Raw genomic sequence first — 15,274 nt, 5'->3', positions numbered from 1 at the left:
CGGTTCAGCGTCTGACGGCTGGGGGGAGCAGAGCCAAGTGCTCTTCACGGACCAGATTGAACCGCAGCGCGAGGCTGACCAGCCGTTCGCGCTTGCCTCCCGCCTCGCCGTACGAACCCCCCGGGCCCTCGCGCAGCCGTAGCTTCGTGTCGGCGAGATAGTCGATGTGGTAATTGAGTGCGGACCGGGTCAGATCATGGCAACTCGGCAGCCCTCGCAACCGTTCGAGGACCTCTCCCACGCCCGGGACGGCCGCGCTCGAAGGGGAGCGCAGCCGAGGTTCGCACAGAGCCAGCAGGACCAGGAAATACTTGGACGTGGGGTTCAGCGAGAAGGGGCTCGTGGTCGGTTCCCCTGCGGAGCTGTCGCACCCGGCTTCCGTATACGCGTGCTGGGGTGCGAACACCTTGAATTCCATGGGGTTTTCGGCCGCGGGAAGAATTACCCGGGACAGCTCGAACGGGACAGGTGCACCAATCCGTCCCGGTGCGACACGGATGTGTTCCCCCGCGCCTTCGAGGTTCTCCACGACGTACGTCGCCTCGGCGCTGTAATTGGAAAGGCGCCAGTAGTCCTCCACTGCGGTGACCTGACCGGCGCAACGCGACACCGCGGGGTCACGCAAGGGTATGGGCAGCGGTGTCCCGGGCTTCCCCCGCCCGAACTCGGCGCTCTGCCCCGGGCTCAGCCGCACCAGACGCGGCTCGGGCCTGGGGTCGTCGGAGCGGCGGACGACGGCGTCGGAAAGCTGCACAATTACGGTGGTCACTGCGAATAGTCCCCAAATGGTCAGCGGCTCGACGGGCATTCGGCGCACGGTGCGGGAGGGTGAATGCGCGACGTGCTCAGGTCTCGGTGAAATGTCAAGCAAAGTGCCGGGGTGGCAAGCCCGATACGTTTGACGCCGTGCGTGCGGCAGTAGTTCCCCGGAAGGGCACCTGAGAAGGGTGAATCGTGTAGCCCCGACGCAGGGAAAACGCTTTCCGCAGCACATGCGTGCAAAGCGCCCTCACGATGCCCTGCCGCACCCCGTCACGCCGGGCCGGCCAGCAACTCGTGCTGAGCCCGCCGACCGTACGCGGCCACATCCAGCGGGCCATGAACAAACTCCATGCCCACGACCGCGCACAACTCGTCGTCATCGCCTACCGGAGCGGCCTGGTGAAACCACCGTCACCTCCGCGCTCGTGACGTACACGAGCCCGCCGGGGCGAGGACCATCACGGCCGGCCGCCGTCGTCGACCTTCCTCGTGACGGCGGTGACGATCAGGTCGAGCGCGTACTCGAACTCCTCGTCATGGCTGAACCGGGCCAGGTACGGAGCCGCTTCGACGAGTACGGGCAGGCCTGAGTCCTCCAGGTCCCGTCGGCGTGCCGCCGTCGCCTCGGGGCCGACCACCCCGAAGGTCGGACCCGCGGAGACCTCCCGCAGCAGGGTGCCGATGACCGAGGCCAGCAACGTCCTGAGCAGGTGCACCGCCTCATCGGGTCCGCAACCCGCGGCGCGCAGCACCGACAGCACCGTGGCGACGGGCCGCAGGCCGGCCGAGGACGAGAGCTGCCGGGTCAGTACGAGGGCCCCGGCGCGGGGATGCGTGAGGGTGGCGGCGCGGAACGTCCTTCCGATGGCGCGCAGATCCGCGTCGAGCGATCCCGTCGGCTCCGGGAGTGCCACCCCGACCAGGATGTGTTCGGCGACGGCGTCGAGGAGGTGGTCCTTGCCGTCGACGTAGTTGTAGAGGCTCTTCGCGTCGACTCCCAGGCGCCGGGCCACGGTTCGCATGCTGACCCCCTCGACGCCCTCCTCGTCGATGACCGAGATCGCGGCCCCGATGACGGCGTCCCTGGTCAGCGTTCCGGCGCCTTTACGTGGCCGGCCGCGCCGGGGAGGGGTTCCGGGCTGCTTGTCGGCGGGCGCCGTCCGATTCGTCACCGCTTCATCATGCCTCATCCTTGCGAAAACCCACGGTGTGGACTATAACCGTGAGGCGTCAAACCCACGACGTGGACTTAACCCGATGGAGACCGGCATGCAGCCCTTTCCGTGGAACACGGCGAACGTGGTCGACCTGCCGGGCATCGGCACCCCGGTCGACTCGCTCACCGATCCGAGCCGCACACCGGGCGGGCCGGGCGCACGTCTGGCCGCGGTCCGCGCCGAAGGGCTCGCCTTCAAGCGCGAGTTCGCCACGACGGGTACGCCCGACAGCATCACCACCTGCGATCTGGTCACGCTGCCCTATCCGACGCGGTTCGGGCTCTTCCGTGCCTCGCGAGCCGTCGCGCCGTTCCTGTCGATCACCAACCGCATGCTCGTCATCCGGTGGCAGGAGACCGACGGCCGGGCCAGGGTGCTGCTGTTCGAACCCAGTGATGTCGAACTCGGCCAGTACACCCCGTACTTCGACCGGCTCAGCAGGCGGACACCGGCCCCCGTCGCCCGTCTCATGCTGACCCGGTACGCCACGGTCCTGGAGCATCTCGCCACGCTGGGCATCGCGCCGCAGGACGTCGACTACCTGTTGTTCGACCACCTCCACACGCAGGACCTCCGGCGCTGGGTGGGCACGACGGCGTACCAGCAGGACCTCGGCGGCCGACCGGAGGCGGCCTTCCCGAACGCCAAGGTCATCGTGCAGCGCGACGAGCTCGCGGGCATGGCCGAACTGCATCCGCTGCAGAAGGCCTGGTACCAGCCCGCCGCCTACCGTGACGTGCCGCCCGAGGCGTTCCTGCCGATCGAGGGGTCGGTGGTCCTCGGCCCCGGGGTCGCCGTGGTGAAGACACCGGGCCATGTGTTCGGCAACCAGAGCCTGGTCGTGAACACCTCCACCGGCATCTGGGTCAGCAGCGAGAACGTCATCGCGGCCGAATGCCTGACACCGGAACACTCGAAACTTCCGGGGCTGGCCAGGTGGAGCCGCGAGTGGGAGTACGAGGCCGTCCTCAACGCCAACACCATCGAGACCACGGCCGACCAGTACAACTCGGTCGTCCTGGAGAAGACGCTCGCCGATCCGAGTCAGAAGGACCCGCGTTTCCTGCAGTTCTTCCCGTCCAGCGAGCTGACAGGTGCCTGGACGAACCCCGGCACGAAACCGACGTTCAGCCACCGCGCCCTCACCCACACCCGTTAGCGAGCCCGACCATGAACCGCTTCGTGCTGCCCGACGAGTCCGTGCTCCGTGCCCGGGAGGCACTCGTCCTCGACCACTTCCGTGACGAGGTGGCCCAGGACTGGGACGCCACCCTGTCCACGTTCCCGCACCCGCACTACGAACTCGTCGCGCAGATGAAGGTGCACGACGGCGACGCGGACGTGCGCGCGTACTACGACGACACACGCGTCGCCTTCCCCGACCAGCGCCACGAGATCATCGCGTTCCGGCACAGCGTCGACGCCGTCATCGTGGAGTTCTGGCTGCTGGGCACCCACCTCGGCCCCCTCGGCAAGATACCGGCGACGGGCGGCGAGCACCGTACGCGCATGAACGCGTTCTTCGTCTTCGACGAGAACGAACACCTTGTCACCGAGCGCGTCTACTTCGACCAGCTGACCATCCTCAGACAACTGGTCGCGGGCGTCGACAAACGCCGACCGAGCGGTCTGCTCAAGCTGGCCCGCATCGTCAGGGGAGCCCTGTCCATGGCAGGCGGCACACCGGATCCACGGCTCGCCGAGACCACCCCGCCCGACTTCGTCAAATGATCCACCCCCGAACGCAGGAGGCAGGAAGCGGGATCGCGAGCGTCGGCGGCGGCGGACCCTCGGCCACGGCCGAGACGACGGAGGCTCCGGGATGAAGGTTCACCACCTCAACTGCGGGACGATGCGGCTGCCGGGCGCCCCACTCGTCTGCCACGTGCTGGCGATCGAGACCGGCAGGGGGCTGGTCCTCGTCGACTCCGGCTTCGGGACGCGGGACATCGCCGAACCGGCCCGCCGCATCGGCGGCGTACGGCACCTCGTCCGCCCCGCCCTCGATCCCCACGAGACCGCGCTGCACCAGATCGGGCAGCGCGGCTTCCGCGCGGCGGACGTCACCCATATCGTGGTGACCCACTTCGACCTGGACCACATCGGGGGACTCGCCGACTTCCCGGACGCGCAGGTCCACGTCACGGCGGAGGAGGCGCGCGGAGCCCTGTCTCCGGCCACACGACTGGAGAGGAGCAGATATCGGCGCGCGCAGTTGTCCCACCGCCCGAAGCTGGTCCGGCACGAGCCGACCGGGGAACGGTGGCGGGGATTCGCCGCCGCCGAACAGCTCACCGGGATCGACGACGGCATCGTGCTGGTGCCGATGCCGGGCCACACCAGAGGACACGCCGCCGTCGCGGTCGACGCGGGCGACCACTGGGTCCTGCACTGCGGAGACGCCTTCCACCACCCGGGCACGCTCGGCGGCGCGAGGCGTGTCCCGGCCGCGCTCCGGATCCAGGAGCGCCTCGTCGCCCACGACATCAAGGCTCTGAGAGCCAATCAGGCACGTCTCGCCGAACTCCGCGAAGGCGTCGAGGAGCACCTGGCAGTGGTCTGTGCCCACGATCCCGCCCTGTTCGAAGCTGCTCGCGCACGCAGCCGGGGCGTTAGTATGTAATGCATGCCTACCGATATCAACCCTTACGAATTGCGTGCGGGCGTGCCCTCCGTGGAGGTCTTCCGTCGTCTGCGCACCGATGCCGGCCTCTCGGACAAGGCCCCGGAGGCGGTCGCCCTGGCCCTGCCCAACACCTGGTACGGAGTCGTCCTCCACCACGCGGGCGAGCCCATCGGGATGGGCCGCGTCATCGGCGACGGCGGCACCGCGTTCCAGATCGTCGACATCTGCGTACACCCCGCCCACCAAGGGCGTGGCCTGGGCAGACGCATCATGGCCGCGCTCACCGAGGAACTGGAGCGCCGGGCGCCCGCCACCGCCTATGTCTCCCTGATCGCGGACGGCCCGGCCCGCTACCTCTACGAGAAGTTCGGCTTCGCCGACGCCGCTACACATGACTCGATCGGCATGTACCGACTGATGGGCGGCGGCCAGGCCCTGTCTTTTTGACGCGCCGGCGCGGATCGTCCGCTCCGCGGACACGTGCGGTCGTCTGCTGCGATAGTCGCACGCAGGTGTGGCACAGCGCTCGTGAGTGATCGAGGGCTGAAGGCGCCGTATAGAAAGGGGTACTGAATGCGTGTGGTGTTGGCGGCCTATGATTCGCGCGGCGGTGTCGAACCGCTCGTGGCGCTCGCGGTGGAACTGCGGGGACGCGGCGCGGAGGTACGCGTATGTGCGCCGCCCGATGAGGAGTTCGCGCAGCGGTTGGCCGGGGTCGGGGTGGAGATGGTGCCGACCGGGCAGTCGGTGCGCAGGCTGGTGACCGGCAGAACACCACCGACGGCGGGCGGAGTCCCCAGGCGCGCGGCCGAGTTGGTCGCCGCGTTCCACGACAGCGTCATGGCGGCGGGCGCGGGGGCCGATGCGCTGGTGGCGACCGGCCTCGTACCGGCCGTGGCAGGTGTGAAGTCGGCCGCCGAGAAACTGGGCAGCCGCTACGTGTACGCGAGTTACCAGCCGGTCAGTCTGCCGTCACCCCACCACCGGCCGATCCCACGGCCGGGGAAGCCGCTGGCGGCGGACGTGACCGACAACCGGGCGCTCTGGGACCAGGACGCCCGGGACGCGCAAACCGTGTTCGGTGAGGTGATCAACGGCCACCGCGTGTCGATCGGCCTGCCACCGGTCGGCAACGTCCGCGACCATGTCTTCACCGGCCGCCCGTGGCTGGCCTCCGACCCCGTCCTGGCCCCTTGGCAACAGCCGTCGGACCTGGAGGTGGTGCAGACCGGCGCGTGGCTCGTACCGGACGAACGCCCGCTGCCCGCCGCGCTGTCGGAGTTCCTGGAGGCCGGTACGCCACCGGTGTACGTGGGGTTCGGCAGCGTTCCCATGGGGGATCCCGTGGAGGTCGCACGGGTGACCGTGGATGCGGTCCGTGCGCAGGGCCGCCGCGTGATCGTCTCCCAGGGCTGGGCCGCACTGGCGCCGGTCGCCGGTCAGGACGACTGCTTCGTCGTCGGTGAGGCCAACCATCAGGCTCTGTTCGGCCGGACGGCCGCCGTCGTCCACCACGGTGGCGCGGGTACGACCACGACGGCCGCCTGGTCCGGCGCACCCCAGGTGGTGCTGCCCCAGGGAGGCGACCAGCCGTATTTCGCGGCCCGTGTGGCCGAGTTGGGGATCGGCGCGGCCCACGACGGTCCTGCGCCGACCGTCGAGTCCCTGTCGGCCGCACTCGGGGCGGCCCTGGACGCCGGGACGCGCGAGCGGGCCACCGCCGTGGCCGGCGCGATCCGCACCGACGGGGCGGCTGTGGCCGCCGGACTCCTGCTGGCCGACAGCGACTGATCCCCAGGACGTGATCCCCAGGACGTGATCCCCAGGACGTGATCCGCGGGACCCGCTCGGCAGCGGCCGGCTCAACTGGGTTGCGAGACCTGGTGTTAGCTGATCCGCCAGTCCTCCTCCTCGCGCCGTACCAGCACACCGAGGTTGACGGCGAGTGCGGGGCGGTCCGTGAACGAGAAGTCGACGCTCAGATAACCGAGCACGAGGTCGTCGGCGGGGCGCCGGGTTTCGAGGATCCGGTACTCGGCCGTCAGCCCGAGGGGCTGGGACGCGTAGTACGCGGCCACACCCGGCCGTCCGACGCTGTGGGGGCGCAGTCCCTGAAAGATCGCGTCCTCGGTGAACTGCGCGGCCACCTGCCGCGGTTCGTGCCGGTCGACGGCGGCCTTCCACCGGTCGAGCACATCGCGCAGGACCGCTTCACTGTCTGACATGTCATTCATCGGAGTTCTCCTGTCGCTGGGGCCGACCCGCGGGGGCGGGACGGGGGCGGGTCGGCCGAGGTGGGAGGGGGTGGGGGCGGTGGTCAGCGGCCTGCGCTGGTCAGTGGCCCGCGCTCATGCCGCCGTCGACGTGCAGGATCTCGCCGGTGACGAAGGGGGCGTTCTCCAGGTACGTCACCGCGTCGACGATGTCGCTCTCCTCGCCGAGGCGGCCGACCGGCTGCAGGGCGGCGAGGGCCGCGTGGGTCTCCTCGGGGTGCATCGGGGTCTTGACCGTGCCCGGGGAGACCGCGTTGGCACGGATGCCACGGGTGGCGTACTCGATGGCAAGGGACTTGGTCGCGGACTGCAGCCCGCCCTTGGTCAGCGAGGCGAGTACGGAGGGGACCCTGGAGTCCGCGTTGTCGACCAGGCTGGTGGTGATGTTGACGATGTGGCCGCCGCTGCCCTGGGCGAGCATGTGCTCGACGGCCAGCTGGGTGATGCGGAAGACGCCGGTCAGGTTCACCCCGGTCACGGTGGCGTAGTCGTCGGCGCTGTAGTCGGTGAAGGGCTTGGCGACGAAGAGACCGGCGTTGTTGACGAGGGTGTCGATGCGTCCGAACTGCTGGATGCCGGCGGCGATGACACGTTCGGCGGTGGCGGGGTCGGCGATGTCACCCCGCACGGTCACGACGCCCGCGTCATCGGAGAGTTCGATGGAGCGGGAGGTGGCGACGACGGCGTACCCGAGCTTGCGGTAGGCGTCGACGAGCGCGGCGCCGATGCCCTGCGAAGCACCGGTGATGACGGCGACCTTCTGGTCCTGGGAGTTCATGACGACCTTCTTCGGGTTGAGATTCGGGTTGAGGTTCGGGTTGAGGTTCGGGTTGAGGCGGTTCCTCGACCGGTCCACTAGCCGACCGGTCGACTATTGCGAATGTAGGTCGCTCCATCAGGGGAGTCAAAGGTCGAAGGGGCCCTGGTCAGGACCGGCTTTCTAGCTGTTGGGAGGCACAGCCTTCCAGCGCATGTCAGCGGCTCGGCGCAGTGGCATGGCGCAGCGGCACGGCGTCGTCAGGGATGCCTCTGGCGCTGCGTTCATGGCCCTGCGCTTACGGCGCTGCGCTTACGGTGCTGCGCTTACGGTGCTGCGCTTACGGTGCTGCGCTTACGGCGCTGCGTTTCTAGCGGTGCGGGTCGCCCTCGGGCAGCCAGGCGTCCGGGGTGTGGAGGCCGAGGTCTCCCACGCCGTCGCAGAGCGCGTCCACGAGGGCGAGTACCGCCGGACGGTCCTCGTTCTCGCGCCGGACCAGCGACCAGGTCCAGTGGATCTCCGGCGCGACGACCGGGCGCCGGACCAGGTCGGTAGGCAGGGGAGTGGTCTGCCCCTTGGGCGAGTTGATGACCGGACGGCCACTGCGGCGGACATGGTCGAAGAACGCGGGGCCGGTGATGCCGCCGTCGGTGATGTGTACCGCGCGGGCCCCGGTGTCCCGTGCCAGCAGTTCGGCGTAGGTGTTCCACGACGACCACGAGGTGGTGTCGTCGTCGATGAGGACGGCGGCGTCCCGGGCCGCCACGCTGTCCGTCCCGTCGCCGGTGGCGACGGCGTAGAGCCGGTCGGCGCCGATGAGCCGGGCGCGCAGACCGCGTCGTTCGAGGTCCTCGGTCCTGACCCAGCAGACGGCGAGGTCCAGGCTGCCGTCGGCGACCCGGGCGGCCTGGGTGTGCGAGGGCGCGATCCACGCGTCGATGTGGAGCTGGGCCACCGCAGCGGCCCGCGTGGTCAGGTCCGGAGGGAGCCAGTTGACGTAGCCGAGCCGTACGGGCGCCGATCCGGCCAGTCGGCCGGCGCGCCGCTGGAGGTCACCGGCTCGTTCGAGCAGGGCGCGGGTGTGCGGGAGCAGTGCCGAACCGGCCGGGGTGAGGGACACCGAGCGGCGGTCGCGGTCGAACAGCCGCACACCCAGGTCGCGTTCGAGGGCCTTGATCTGCTGGGACAGGGAGGGTCCCGCGATCAGCAGGCGCTCGGCGGCCCGGCCGAAGTTCAGTTCCTCGGCGACCGCGACGAAGTACCGCAGCTGGCGCAGCTCCATGCCCGTCATGCTACGTGGGTGAGAGGCCACGCCTCCCAGCTACGGGAGCCTAAAGTGAGGACGTCGGCTCCGATGTCTTCGACACCGGTACCTCCGACGCAGATGCCTCTGACATGGAGCTCGTCATGACCACACCGCGCGATTTGTTGATCACCACCATGGACGTGGCGTCCAGCGGTCCCGTCGGGCAGGGGGACCTGTCGCTGGCCCTCGCGGGAGCCGAGCTGATCGATCTCGGCGAGGCCCAGGCCCTCACTCTGGACGACGACCGCATCGTGCCCGGCCCGCAGGGGGCCCTCGGGGACCGCCTGTTGGACGAGGCGGCCTCGGCGCTCATCCGTGAGGCGCCGTACGAGACCGTCGAGGACTGGCTGTGGCGCCGGGGCCGTGGTCTGTCCTCGGCCTATCTCGACGTCCTGGGCGCGGAAGGGGAGACCGCTCGTCCCCGGCACCAGTGGATCCCGTTCCGCAGCGACGCGACGACGTTGACCGACTCACCGGCCCGCCGCCGGGCGGCCGACCGCTGGACGTCCGGCGAGCCCGTACTCGCGTTCCTCGCGGCGGCCGTGGGCGTCCACGACGAGCCGGCCGAAGAGGCCGCGACCCTCGTCGACGACAGGGTGGTGACGGTACTGGCCGCGGTCAACGACGCGGTGCAGGAGCTGGAGGCCGTACGGCAGCGGCGGAGCATCGAGAACGCGGCCTTCGACAACATCTGGCGCGGCCCGTGACCGCGAACGCGGGGCCGGTGACGAGGAATGCGGTGGGGCCGATGGCGAGGAGAGTGTGGCGGGACCGGTGACGAAGAGGTGACGGGAGCCCGGGTGGCCGCCGCGGCCGGGTGTCCTGCGGTGGGAGTCAGGCTCTGGGAGTCAGGCTCCGGCCGTGACCTCACCGGCCGTGCGGACACCGAGCAGGGCCAGGCAGTTCGTCCACAGCGTGCCGAGGCGTCGGGTGTTGTTGTAGAGCTTGGCGAACAGCACCTGCCCCTCCAACTGCGCGACCACCGAACGCGCGGCCTCCCGGGTGTCGGTCACGGTGACCTCCTGGCGTTCGAGGGCCTCGCTGACGACCGCCTCGACCATCTCGACCTGGGCCTCGAAGATCTCCTGGAGCCGCGCGCGGACGGACTCGGTCTGGTTGCTCATCTCCAGCGTCAGGTTCCCGAACAGGCACCCCGCGACGCTGCCGCAGCTCTCCTGCCCGGCGAGCTGTCCGGCCTCCGTCTCCTCGAAGAGCCGGCGCAACCGGTCCAGCGGGCCGGTGTCGGCGCTCAGGACGCGCTCCCAGGTGCTCCGCTGACCGGTCCAGTGTTCGTCGATCACCGCCAGCGCGAGAGCTTCCTTGGAATCGAAGAAGTAGTAGAAGCTGCCCTTGGGCACACCGGCCGCCTTGCATATCTCGGCCACACCCAGCGCCGAGTAACCGCGCAGCTCGATGAGCGACCGGGCGGCGCTGAGGATCTTCACCCTGGCCTCGCTGGTCCGTCCCATGAGGCGAGTGTACGACCGGTCGTCTACTGGCTGACGGGCCGTGCGGACGGCCCTGGGCGGGTGCGTGCCTCCTGAGGGCGCAGCGGGCCGTGGCTGTGGCCGCAGGTGACGACCGTCTGTACGGGTTCACCGCAGTCCGCGTGGAAGACGTCGAGCGGTGGCCCGTCCGGATCGGCGGTGTACCGGTCCCCCCAGCCCTTGAGGGCGAGCATCACGGGCCACAGGTCCCAGCCCTTCTTCGAGAGCCGGTACTCGTGCCGGGTGCGCCGGCCTGACTCCTGGTAGGGCACGGTGTCCAGGATTCCCGCTCCGACCAGCTTGCGCAGCCGGTCCGCGAGCACCGCGTCCGAGAGACCGATGTGCCGTCGGAAGTCGTCGAAGCGCCGGACTCCGTTCATGGCGTCCCGGAGCACGAGGAGCGACCATTTCTCGCCGATCACGTCCAGCGTCCGCTGGACCGTGCAGTTCTCGGTGCTGACCTCGACCCACTCCATGCCACGACCCTAGGCCAGCTCCACCATTGACAGCCAGAGGCCGGACTGGCTAGCTTCGATAAAAATAGTCAGCTGAGTAGATGACCGGTGGAGAAGGGGTCATGGACAGAACGCGCACGTTCACCTGGGAGGATCCGGCCGTCTCGGCGGGCGCTGTGGGAAAGGCCACCGGCCTGGACTTCCTGCGCGACATCGTCGCCGGACGCCTGCCCGCCCCGCCGGTCTCCGCCGCCCTGGGCTTCGCCCTGGAGGAGGTCGAGCCGGGCAGGGCCGTCTTCGTCCTGGAACCGGGCGAGGAGCACTACAACCCGATCGGAAGCGTCCACGGCGGTGTCTATGCCACGCTGCTCGACTCGGCGGCCGGCTGTGCCGTCCAGTCGGTGCTGCCCCAGGGCATGGCGTACACCTCGCTCGACCTCTCCTTGAAGTTCCTGCGCCCGATCACCGTGGACACGGGCAAGGTCCGCGCTGTCGGCACCGTCCTGAACAGTGGTCGCCGTACCGCCCTCGCGCAGGCCGAACTCCTCGACTCCACCGACCGGTTGCTGGCACACGCCACCAGCAGCTGCCTGCTCTTTCCCCTGCCGGCGGCAAGCTGACCGCGCGGGCCGGCCCGCGGTGCGCGTAGGCGCCGCCGGCCCCCGCGGGCACCGTGACTTCCGTCAGCCGCCACTGCTGCTCCGCCGGCTGCGGTACGAGGCCGTCGCGGCGAGTACGAAGATCAGGGGCGCCCCCACCCCCATGACCAGGAACGGTGTCAGGACCGACGCCAGCCACTCGGGAAGGTCGACGAAGAGGGGCAGCAGCATCAGTACGATCAGCGGGATGAACGCCAGCATCACGGCGGCGAATCCCATCATGAAGGCCGCCTGGCGGTCATCGCGCCGGTCGATGAGGAAGGCGGCCTGCGGGTCCGGGGCCCAGTCGTCGCCGCGCAGCTCCTCCCAGGCGCCGATCAGCAGTTCCAGTTCGCGTTCGACGTTCACATGGAGGTCGTCGACGAACGGCAGCAGCACCTTGCTGCCGTCCCTGCCGTAGGCATGCACCAGGACGTTGGCCGCGCCGCTCTGCACCGCCGAAGCCGGATTGAGCTCCGCCCTGATGTCCTGGATGTCCTCCCAGGCAAGCCGTCGGCGCTTGGCCATGCCGCGGACATGGATCGCCTTGATGTCCGCGGCGGTCCGGCAGCGCAGAGTGGCGTGGAAGAGCCACCCCATGAGGGCCACCCATGCCAGGAGGAAGGGGTACCGGGCCGAGGCGGGCAGGTCGTCGGCGCTCCACAGGGGCAGCGCCAGGCTGAGTGTCCCGATGGCGATCACCCAGAGAAACGCGTGCTTCCGGGACCGTTTCATTTGGTACTCGCGCGGCAATCGTTCGTATCCCACGGCCACCCCCGGCTCGCCCCGCCGGCCGGCACCACACGGCCGACCCCATGATGTGCGCACCATGGTGAGGTCCCAACTCCATTGTGTCCAGAGCCATTTGGGATGCAGTGACAACCTTGGGGGAATGCCGTGACGTCCTCGTGGTGAGGCGTCCGGTGCGAAGGCCGTCCCGTACAAAGGCCGTCCCGCACGAAGGCCGTCTGGTACGGAGGCCGTCCGGCTCAGGTCCGCAGGCCGTCCGGCTCAGGTCTGCCGGGGCTGCCGCAGGCCGAGGAGCAGCAGCTCGATCAGCCGCCGCGGGTCGTAGCGCGGATCGCTGTCCCGTCCGATGCAGAGGTTGCCGATGCCGCGCATCAGCTCGTAGGGCTGTGTGCCGGGCCTGATGTCCCCGGAGTCGACCGCGGCCGTGAGCAGTTCCGTGCAGACGGGGCCCAGACGGTCGAGGAAGTAGGTGTGCAGCGCGGTGAAGCGGCTGCTGTCCGACTGGAGGGCGTCGGCGAGTCCGTGCTTGGTGACCAGGAAGTCGACGAAGAGGTCGATCCACCGGCGGAGCGCGTCGAACGGTGAATCGGCCTCGGCCAGCAGTCGCGGACCGGCGTCCGCGCACGCCTCGATCTGGTGGCGGTAGACGGCGGTCACGAGATCCGCCCGGGTCGGGAAGTGCCGGTAGATCGTCCCCATCCCGACGCCCGCCTTGGCCGCGATCTGGCGGATCGGCGCGTCGACGCCCGACGTGACGAAGACCTCGGCGGCGGCGGCGAGCAGCGTCTGCTGGTTGCGCACCGCGTCGGCCCGTTTGGTGCGGACCGACGCCTTCCCGGTGGGGTTCTCGGTGGACACCAGGCTTCCTTCCGGCTGCGGTTGACAAAGCGGAGCGCTGTTCCGAATAATATGTGGAGCAACGTTCCGGTTCAGGTTAGCCGAGACCGGACATGCCTGACCACCCGACCCCGTCCAGTAGGGAATCGCTGATCATGAGCGCGTACACCGACACCGCCGCCCTCGGCTCACCCGTGCCCGTCCTCTCGTACGGCCCGGTGGTGCTGTCCGTGCCCGGACGGCCGGTGGACCTGCACGTACGGGTCTCCGCTCCGGCGACCGGCACCGATCTGCCCGTGATCCTGCTGTCCCACGGTCACGGCGGGTCGAACCACCTCTCCTCACTGCACGGATACGCGCCGCTCGCCGACTTCTGGGCGGCGCACGGGTTCGTGGTCGTCCAGCCGACCCATCTCAGCTCCAGGACGCTGAGCGACGTGCTCGCCGGTGCCCCCGGCGGACCCTTCTTCTGGCGCTCGCGTGCCGAGGACATGACGCACATCCTCGACCGGCTCGATGTGGTCGAGGCCGCCGTGCCGCAGCTCGCCGGGCGTGTCGACCACGAGAAGGTCGCGGTCGCGGGTCACTCGCTGGGCGGCTTCACCGCCGGGCTGCTGCTGGGGGCGCGCGTCACCGATCCCGACAGCGGGGAGGAAGTGGACCTCGCGGAACCCCGTATCGGGGCGGGTGTGCTGCTGGCCGCCCCCGGCCGGGGTGGTGACGTACTGAACGGCCCGATGGCCGAAGCGATCCCGTTCTTCAACGTGATCGACTTCTCCACGATGACCACACCCGCGCTGGTCGTCGCGGGCGACAAGGACGACTCGCGGCACTTCACGGACATGGGCCCGGACTGGCACAAGGACCCGTACGCACTCGCGCCCGGACCCAAGACCCTGCTCACCCTCTTCGACGCCGAACACGGGCTCGGGGGGATCGCCGGGTACGACGTCGCCGAGACCACGGACGAGAACCCCGAGCGGGTCGCCGCGGTCGGGCGGCTCACCGCGGCCTATCTCCGTACGCGATTCCACCCCGGCGACGACGCGTGGCAGGCGGTGCGGGACGAGCTGACGACCGGCGGGAGGCCGCTGGGCCGGGTCGAATCCAAGTAGTCCGCCAAGTAGTCCGCCAAGTAGTCAACCAAGTCGGCCACTGCGGAGTCCGCCGAGCAGTCATCAGGCAGACGGCCGACTGATCCCCCGAGCGGTCCTCCCAGGACCGGGCAGCGACGGATTCGAAGGAGTCATGGCTCGCTCGCGGGGCACCCGGCCTCCGCACGACGGCAGGCCCGATCGCGAGCAGGAGATGTCATGACGGAGAACGACGGCGACCGCGAAGCGCACCGCCGGTGCAAGGCGTGCGGCAGCAGGCCCACCGCGAACGACACGGTGTGCGAGCACTGCAGAGCCGTACTCGAACTCCCGGATCCGTCCGGTCTGGTCGAGGACGAAGGGGCGGCGGTACGGCGTGACTTCGAACGCCGTGGCGGCCGGCAGGGAACCGGGGGAACACAGGCCGATGACCGGTGAATCGGGGAGCATCCGGGGTACACGGCCCGGCATGGCACCGAAGAAAGATCACTCCAAGCCCCTGAGGGCCGTGCGGCAGCTGCACCGGATGCGCACCTTCTACGCGGCAGCCGTCCTGCTGTGGGCCGCGTCGGCCGGCTGGGTGGGCTGGCAGCATCCAGGAAGCCGGCAGATGTGGGTGTCCGCGCTCTTCATGCTGGTGTTCATGGGTCTGCTGGCCGTGACGTCGCTGTGGCTGCACCGCCTGCAGGGCACGGGCGCGGACAGGGCCGCGCACCACGCCGCTCCGCGCGGGACACCTGCCCGTCGTCACGTCAACGCCTGAACTGCGCGTGCCTGAACTGTACGTGCCTGAACCGTGGACGCCCGACCGTGGACGCCCGACCGTGGGCGGCCTTCCTGGCCGCCCTCTTGGCCGCCCTCTTGGCCGTCAACCTGACCGCACGACGCAGGCCTCGCAGTCCGTGAGAGTCAGGTTGGCGGCGCGGGTGCCGCCGGGGACCTCGACGACGCGGTGACAGGACCGGTACCGGCGGCTCGGCCCCGGTACCCGCACCGACAGGGTGTGGCCGCGGTCAGCAGCTCGCCGGGGAAGCCGGCACTGCCCGCCTCCGGCAACTGGCGCAGGACGATG

19 protein-coding genes and 1 pseudogene are annotated in these 15,274 nt (G+C 69.8%); 11 read left to right on the top strand and 9 right to left on the bottom strand.

The features are described from left to right. Positions 1-4 precede the first annotated feature (4 nt). Positions 5-769, bottom strand: a complete 765-nt coding sequence (locus C6Y14_RS02300) for a serine/threonine protein kinase (protein WP_404828711.1) — start codon at positions 767-769, stop codon at positions 5-7. Between the two features lie 281 nt (positions 770-1,050). Here C6Y14_RS02300 and C6Y14_RS02295 point away from each other — a divergent pair. Next, positions 1,051-1,191, top strand: a pseudogene (locus C6Y14_RS02295) (response regulator transcription factor); the annotation flags it as partial. 29 nt (positions 1,192-1,220) lie between these two features. Here the strand turns inward: C6Y14_RS02295 and C6Y14_RS02290 are convergent. Next, a complete protein-coding gene (locus C6Y14_RS02290) occupies positions 1,221-1,934 on the bottom strand; it encodes a TetR/AcrR family transcriptional regulator C-terminal domain-containing protein (RefSeq protein WP_225890843.1) in 714 nt (237 codons plus the stop codon). Positions 1,935-2,031: 97 nt separating this feature from the next. On the opposite strand from C6Y14_RS02290, the gene C6Y14_RS02285 reads away from it, so the two are divergent. The 5 genes from C6Y14_RS02285 to C6Y14_RS02265 all read left to right on the top strand — a co-directional run bounded on the left by C6Y14_RS02285 (position 2,032) and on the right by C6Y14_RS02265 (position 6,396). Next, complete coding sequence (locus tag C6Y14_RS02285) at positions 2,032-3,138, top strand: MBL fold metallo-hydrolase (RefSeq protein WP_107015150.1); 1,107 nt, start codon at positions 2,032-2,034, stop codon at positions 3,136-3,138. Between the two features lie 11 nt (positions 3,139-3,149). Continuing rightward, the gene (locus C6Y14_RS02280; protein WP_107014706.1) at positions 3,150-3,710 is read left to right on the top strand and encodes an ester cyclase; all 561 of its coding nucleotides are present in this window, start codon (positions 3,150-3,152) and stop codon (positions 3,708-3,710) included. A gap of 91 nt (positions 3,711-3,801) precedes the next feature. Further along, positions 3,802-4,602 carry an MBL fold metallo-hydrolase gene (locus tag C6Y14_RS02275; RefSeq protein ID WP_107014705.1) on the top strand — a complete coding sequence of 267 codons (801 nt, stop codon included), beginning with the start codon at positions 3,802-3,804 and terminating at the stop codon, positions 4,600-4,602. A 3-nt stretch (positions 4,603-4,605) separates the two neighbouring features. Then, positions 4,606-5,052 carry a GNAT family N-acetyltransferase gene (locus tag C6Y14_RS02270; RefSeq protein ID WP_107014704.1) on the top strand — a complete coding sequence of 149 codons (447 nt, stop codon included), beginning with the start codon at positions 4,606-4,608 and terminating at the stop codon, positions 5,050-5,052. 126 nt (positions 5,053-5,178) lie between these two features. Further along, on the top strand, positions 5,179-6,396 hold the full coding sequence (locus C6Y14_RS02265; protein WP_107014703.1) for a glycosyltransferase: 1,218 nt from the start codon (positions 5,179-5,181) through the stop codon (positions 6,394-6,396). Positions 6,397-6,491: 95 nt separating this feature from the next. On the opposite strand, the gene C6Y14_RS02260 is transcribed toward C6Y14_RS02265, so the two are convergent. From C6Y14_RS02260 to C6Y14_RS02250, 3 genes are all read right to left on the bottom strand, one after another. Beyond that, the gene (locus C6Y14_RS02260) at positions 6,492-6,839 is read right to left on the bottom strand and encodes a YybH family protein (RefSeq protein WP_107014702.1); all 348 of its coding nucleotides are present in this window, start codon (positions 6,837-6,839) and stop codon (positions 6,492-6,494) included. Between the two features lie 100 nt (positions 6,840-6,939). Next, the gene (locus C6Y14_RS02255; protein ID WP_107015149.1) at positions 6,940-7,656 is read right to left on the bottom strand and encodes an SDR family NAD(P)-dependent oxidoreductase; all 717 of its coding nucleotides are present in this window, start codon (positions 7,654-7,656) and stop codon (positions 6,940-6,942) included. A 349-nt stretch (positions 7,657-8,005) separates the two neighbouring features. Then, positions 8,006-8,926, bottom strand: a complete 921-nt coding sequence (locus C6Y14_RS02250; RefSeq protein ID WP_107014701.1) for a LysR family transcriptional regulator — start codon at positions 8,924-8,926, stop codon at positions 8,006-8,008. 116 nt (positions 8,927-9,042) lie between these two features. Between C6Y14_RS02250 and C6Y14_RS02245 the strand changes: the two genes are divergently transcribed. Next, entirely contained in the window at positions 9,043-9,648 is a 606-nt protein-coding gene (locus C6Y14_RS02245) for a GOLPH3/VPS74 family protein (RefSeq protein WP_107014700.1), read from the top strand. 141 nt (positions 9,649-9,789) lie between these two features. Here the strand turns inward: C6Y14_RS02245 and C6Y14_RS02240 are convergent, their stop codons facing one another. Then, a complete protein-coding gene (locus C6Y14_RS02240; RefSeq protein ID WP_107014699.1) occupies positions 9,790-10,410 on the bottom strand; it encodes a TetR/AcrR family transcriptional regulator in 621 nt (206 codons plus the stop codon). Between the two features lie 23 nt (positions 10,411-10,433). Beyond that, the gene (locus tag C6Y14_RS02235; protein ID WP_107014698.1) at positions 10,434-10,904 is read right to left on the bottom strand and encodes a winged helix-turn-helix transcriptional regulator; all 471 of its coding nucleotides are present in this window, start codon (positions 10,902-10,904) and stop codon (positions 10,434-10,436) included. 101 nt (positions 10,905-11,005) lie between these two features. Between C6Y14_RS02235 and C6Y14_RS02230 the strand changes: the two genes are divergently transcribed. Then, positions 11,006-11,503 (top strand): PaaI family thioesterase, encoded by a 498-nt coding sequence (locus C6Y14_RS02230; RefSeq protein ID WP_107014697.1) that lies wholly within the window; start codon positions 11,006-11,008, stop codon positions 11,501-11,503. A 63-nt stretch (positions 11,504-11,566) separates the two neighbouring features. Here C6Y14_RS02230 and C6Y14_RS02225 read toward each other — a convergent pair whose 3' ends face one another. Beyond that, positions 11,567-12,256, bottom strand: coding sequence for a PH domain-containing protein (locus C6Y14_RS02225; protein ID WP_159074148.1), 690 nt, complete (start codon positions 12,254-12,256; stop codon positions 11,567-11,569). Positions 12,257-12,532: 276 nt separating this feature from the next. Beyond that, positions 12,533-13,129: a TetR/AcrR family transcriptional regulator gene (locus C6Y14_RS02220; RefSeq protein ID WP_107014695.1), complete on the bottom strand. Its 597-nt coding sequence runs from the start codon at positions 13,127-13,129 to the stop codon at positions 12,533-12,535. Between the two features lie 134 nt (positions 13,130-13,263). Between C6Y14_RS02220 and C6Y14_RS02215 the strand changes: the two genes are divergently transcribed. The 3 genes from C6Y14_RS02215 to C6Y14_RS02205 all read left to right on the top strand — a co-directional run bounded on the left by C6Y14_RS02215 (position 13,264) and on the right by C6Y14_RS02205 (position 14,965). Beyond that, the gene (locus C6Y14_RS02215) at positions 13,264-14,223 is read left to right on the top strand and encodes an alpha/beta hydrolase family protein (RefSeq protein ID WP_107014694.1); all 960 of its coding nucleotides are present in this window, start codon (positions 13,264-13,266) and stop codon (positions 14,221-14,223) included. A 198-nt stretch (positions 14,224-14,421) separates the two neighbouring features. Further along, positions 14,422-14,640, top strand: coding sequence for a hypothetical protein (locus tag C6Y14_RS02210; protein ID WP_107014693.1), 219 nt, complete (start codon positions 14,422-14,424; stop codon positions 14,638-14,640). Between the two features lie 31 nt (positions 14,641-14,671). Then, positions 14,672-14,965, top strand: coding sequence for a hypothetical protein (locus tag C6Y14_RS02205; RefSeq protein WP_107015148.1), 294 nt, complete (start codon positions 14,672-14,674; stop codon positions 14,963-14,965). Positions 14,966-15,274 lie beyond the last annotated feature (309 nt).

Origin of the sequence: Streptomyces dioscori (assembly GCF_003024195.1) — a bacterium.
Taxonomy (GTDB): domain Bacteria; phylum Actinomycetota; class Actinomycetes; order Streptomycetales; family Streptomycetaceae; genus Streptomyces; species Streptomyces dioscori.
This window is presented reverse-complemented; position numbering and strand designations above follow the sequence as displayed.

Coding starts and splice junctions, on each gene's coding strand:
- C6Y14_RS02285 (WP_107015150.1), top strand. CDS start 2,032: ATGCAGCCCTTTCCGTGGAACACGGCGAACGTGGTCGACCTGCCGGGC.
- C6Y14_RS02280 (WP_107014706.1), top strand. CDS start 3,150: ATGAACCGCTTCGTGCTGCCCGACGAGTCCGTGCTCCGTGCCCGGGAG.
- C6Y14_RS02275 (WP_107014705.1), top strand. CDS start 3,802: ATGAAGGTTCACCACCTCAACTGCGGGACGATGCGGCTGCCGGGCGCC.
- C6Y14_RS02270 (WP_107014704.1), top strand. CDS start 4,606: ATGCCTACCGATATCAACCCTTACGAATTGCGTGCGGGCGTGCCCTCC.
- C6Y14_RS02265 (WP_107014703.1), top strand. CDS start 5,179: ATGCGTGTGGTGTTGGCGGCCTATGATTCGCGCGGCGGTGTCGAACCG.
- C6Y14_RS02260 (WP_107014702.1), bottom strand. CDS start 6,839: ATGAATGACATGTCAGACAGTGAAGCGGTCCTGCGCGATGTGCTCGAC.
- C6Y14_RS02255 (WP_107015149.1), bottom strand. CDS start 7,656: ATGAACTCCCAGGACCAGAAGGTCGCCGTCATCACCGGTGCTTCGCAG.
- C6Y14_RS02250 (WP_107014701.1), bottom strand. CDS start 8,926: ATGACGGGCATGGAGCTGCGCCAGCTGCGGTACTTCGTCGCGGTCGCC.
- C6Y14_RS02245 (WP_107014700.1), top strand. CDS start 9,043: ATGACCACACCGCGCGATTTGTTGATCACCACCATGGACGTGGCGTCC.
- C6Y14_RS02240 (WP_107014699.1), bottom strand. CDS start 10,410: ATGGGACGGACCAGCGAGGCCAGGGTGAAGATCCTCAGCGCCGCCCGG.
- C6Y14_RS02235 (WP_107014698.1), bottom strand. CDS start 10,904: ATGGAGTGGGTCGAGGTCAGCACCGAGAACTGCACGGTCCAGCGGACG.
- C6Y14_RS02230 (WP_107014697.1), top strand. CDS start 11,006: ATGGACAGAACGCGCACGTTCACCTGGGAGGATCCGGCCGTCTCGGCG.
- C6Y14_RS02225 (WP_159074148.1), bottom strand. CDS start 12,256: ATGAAACGGTCCCGGAAGCACGCGTTTCTCTGGGTGATCGCCATCGGG.
- C6Y14_RS02215 (WP_107014694.1), top strand. CDS start 13,264: ATGAGCGCGTACACCGACACCGCCGCCCTCGGCTCACCCGTGCCCGTC.
- C6Y14_RS02210 (WP_107014693.1), top strand. CDS start 14,422: ATGACGGAGAACGACGGCGACCGCGAAGCGCACCGCCGGTGCAAGGCG.
- C6Y14_RS02205 (WP_107015148.1), top strand. CDS start 14,672: ATGGCACCGAAGAAAGATCACTCCAAGCCCCTGAGGGCCGTGCGGCAG.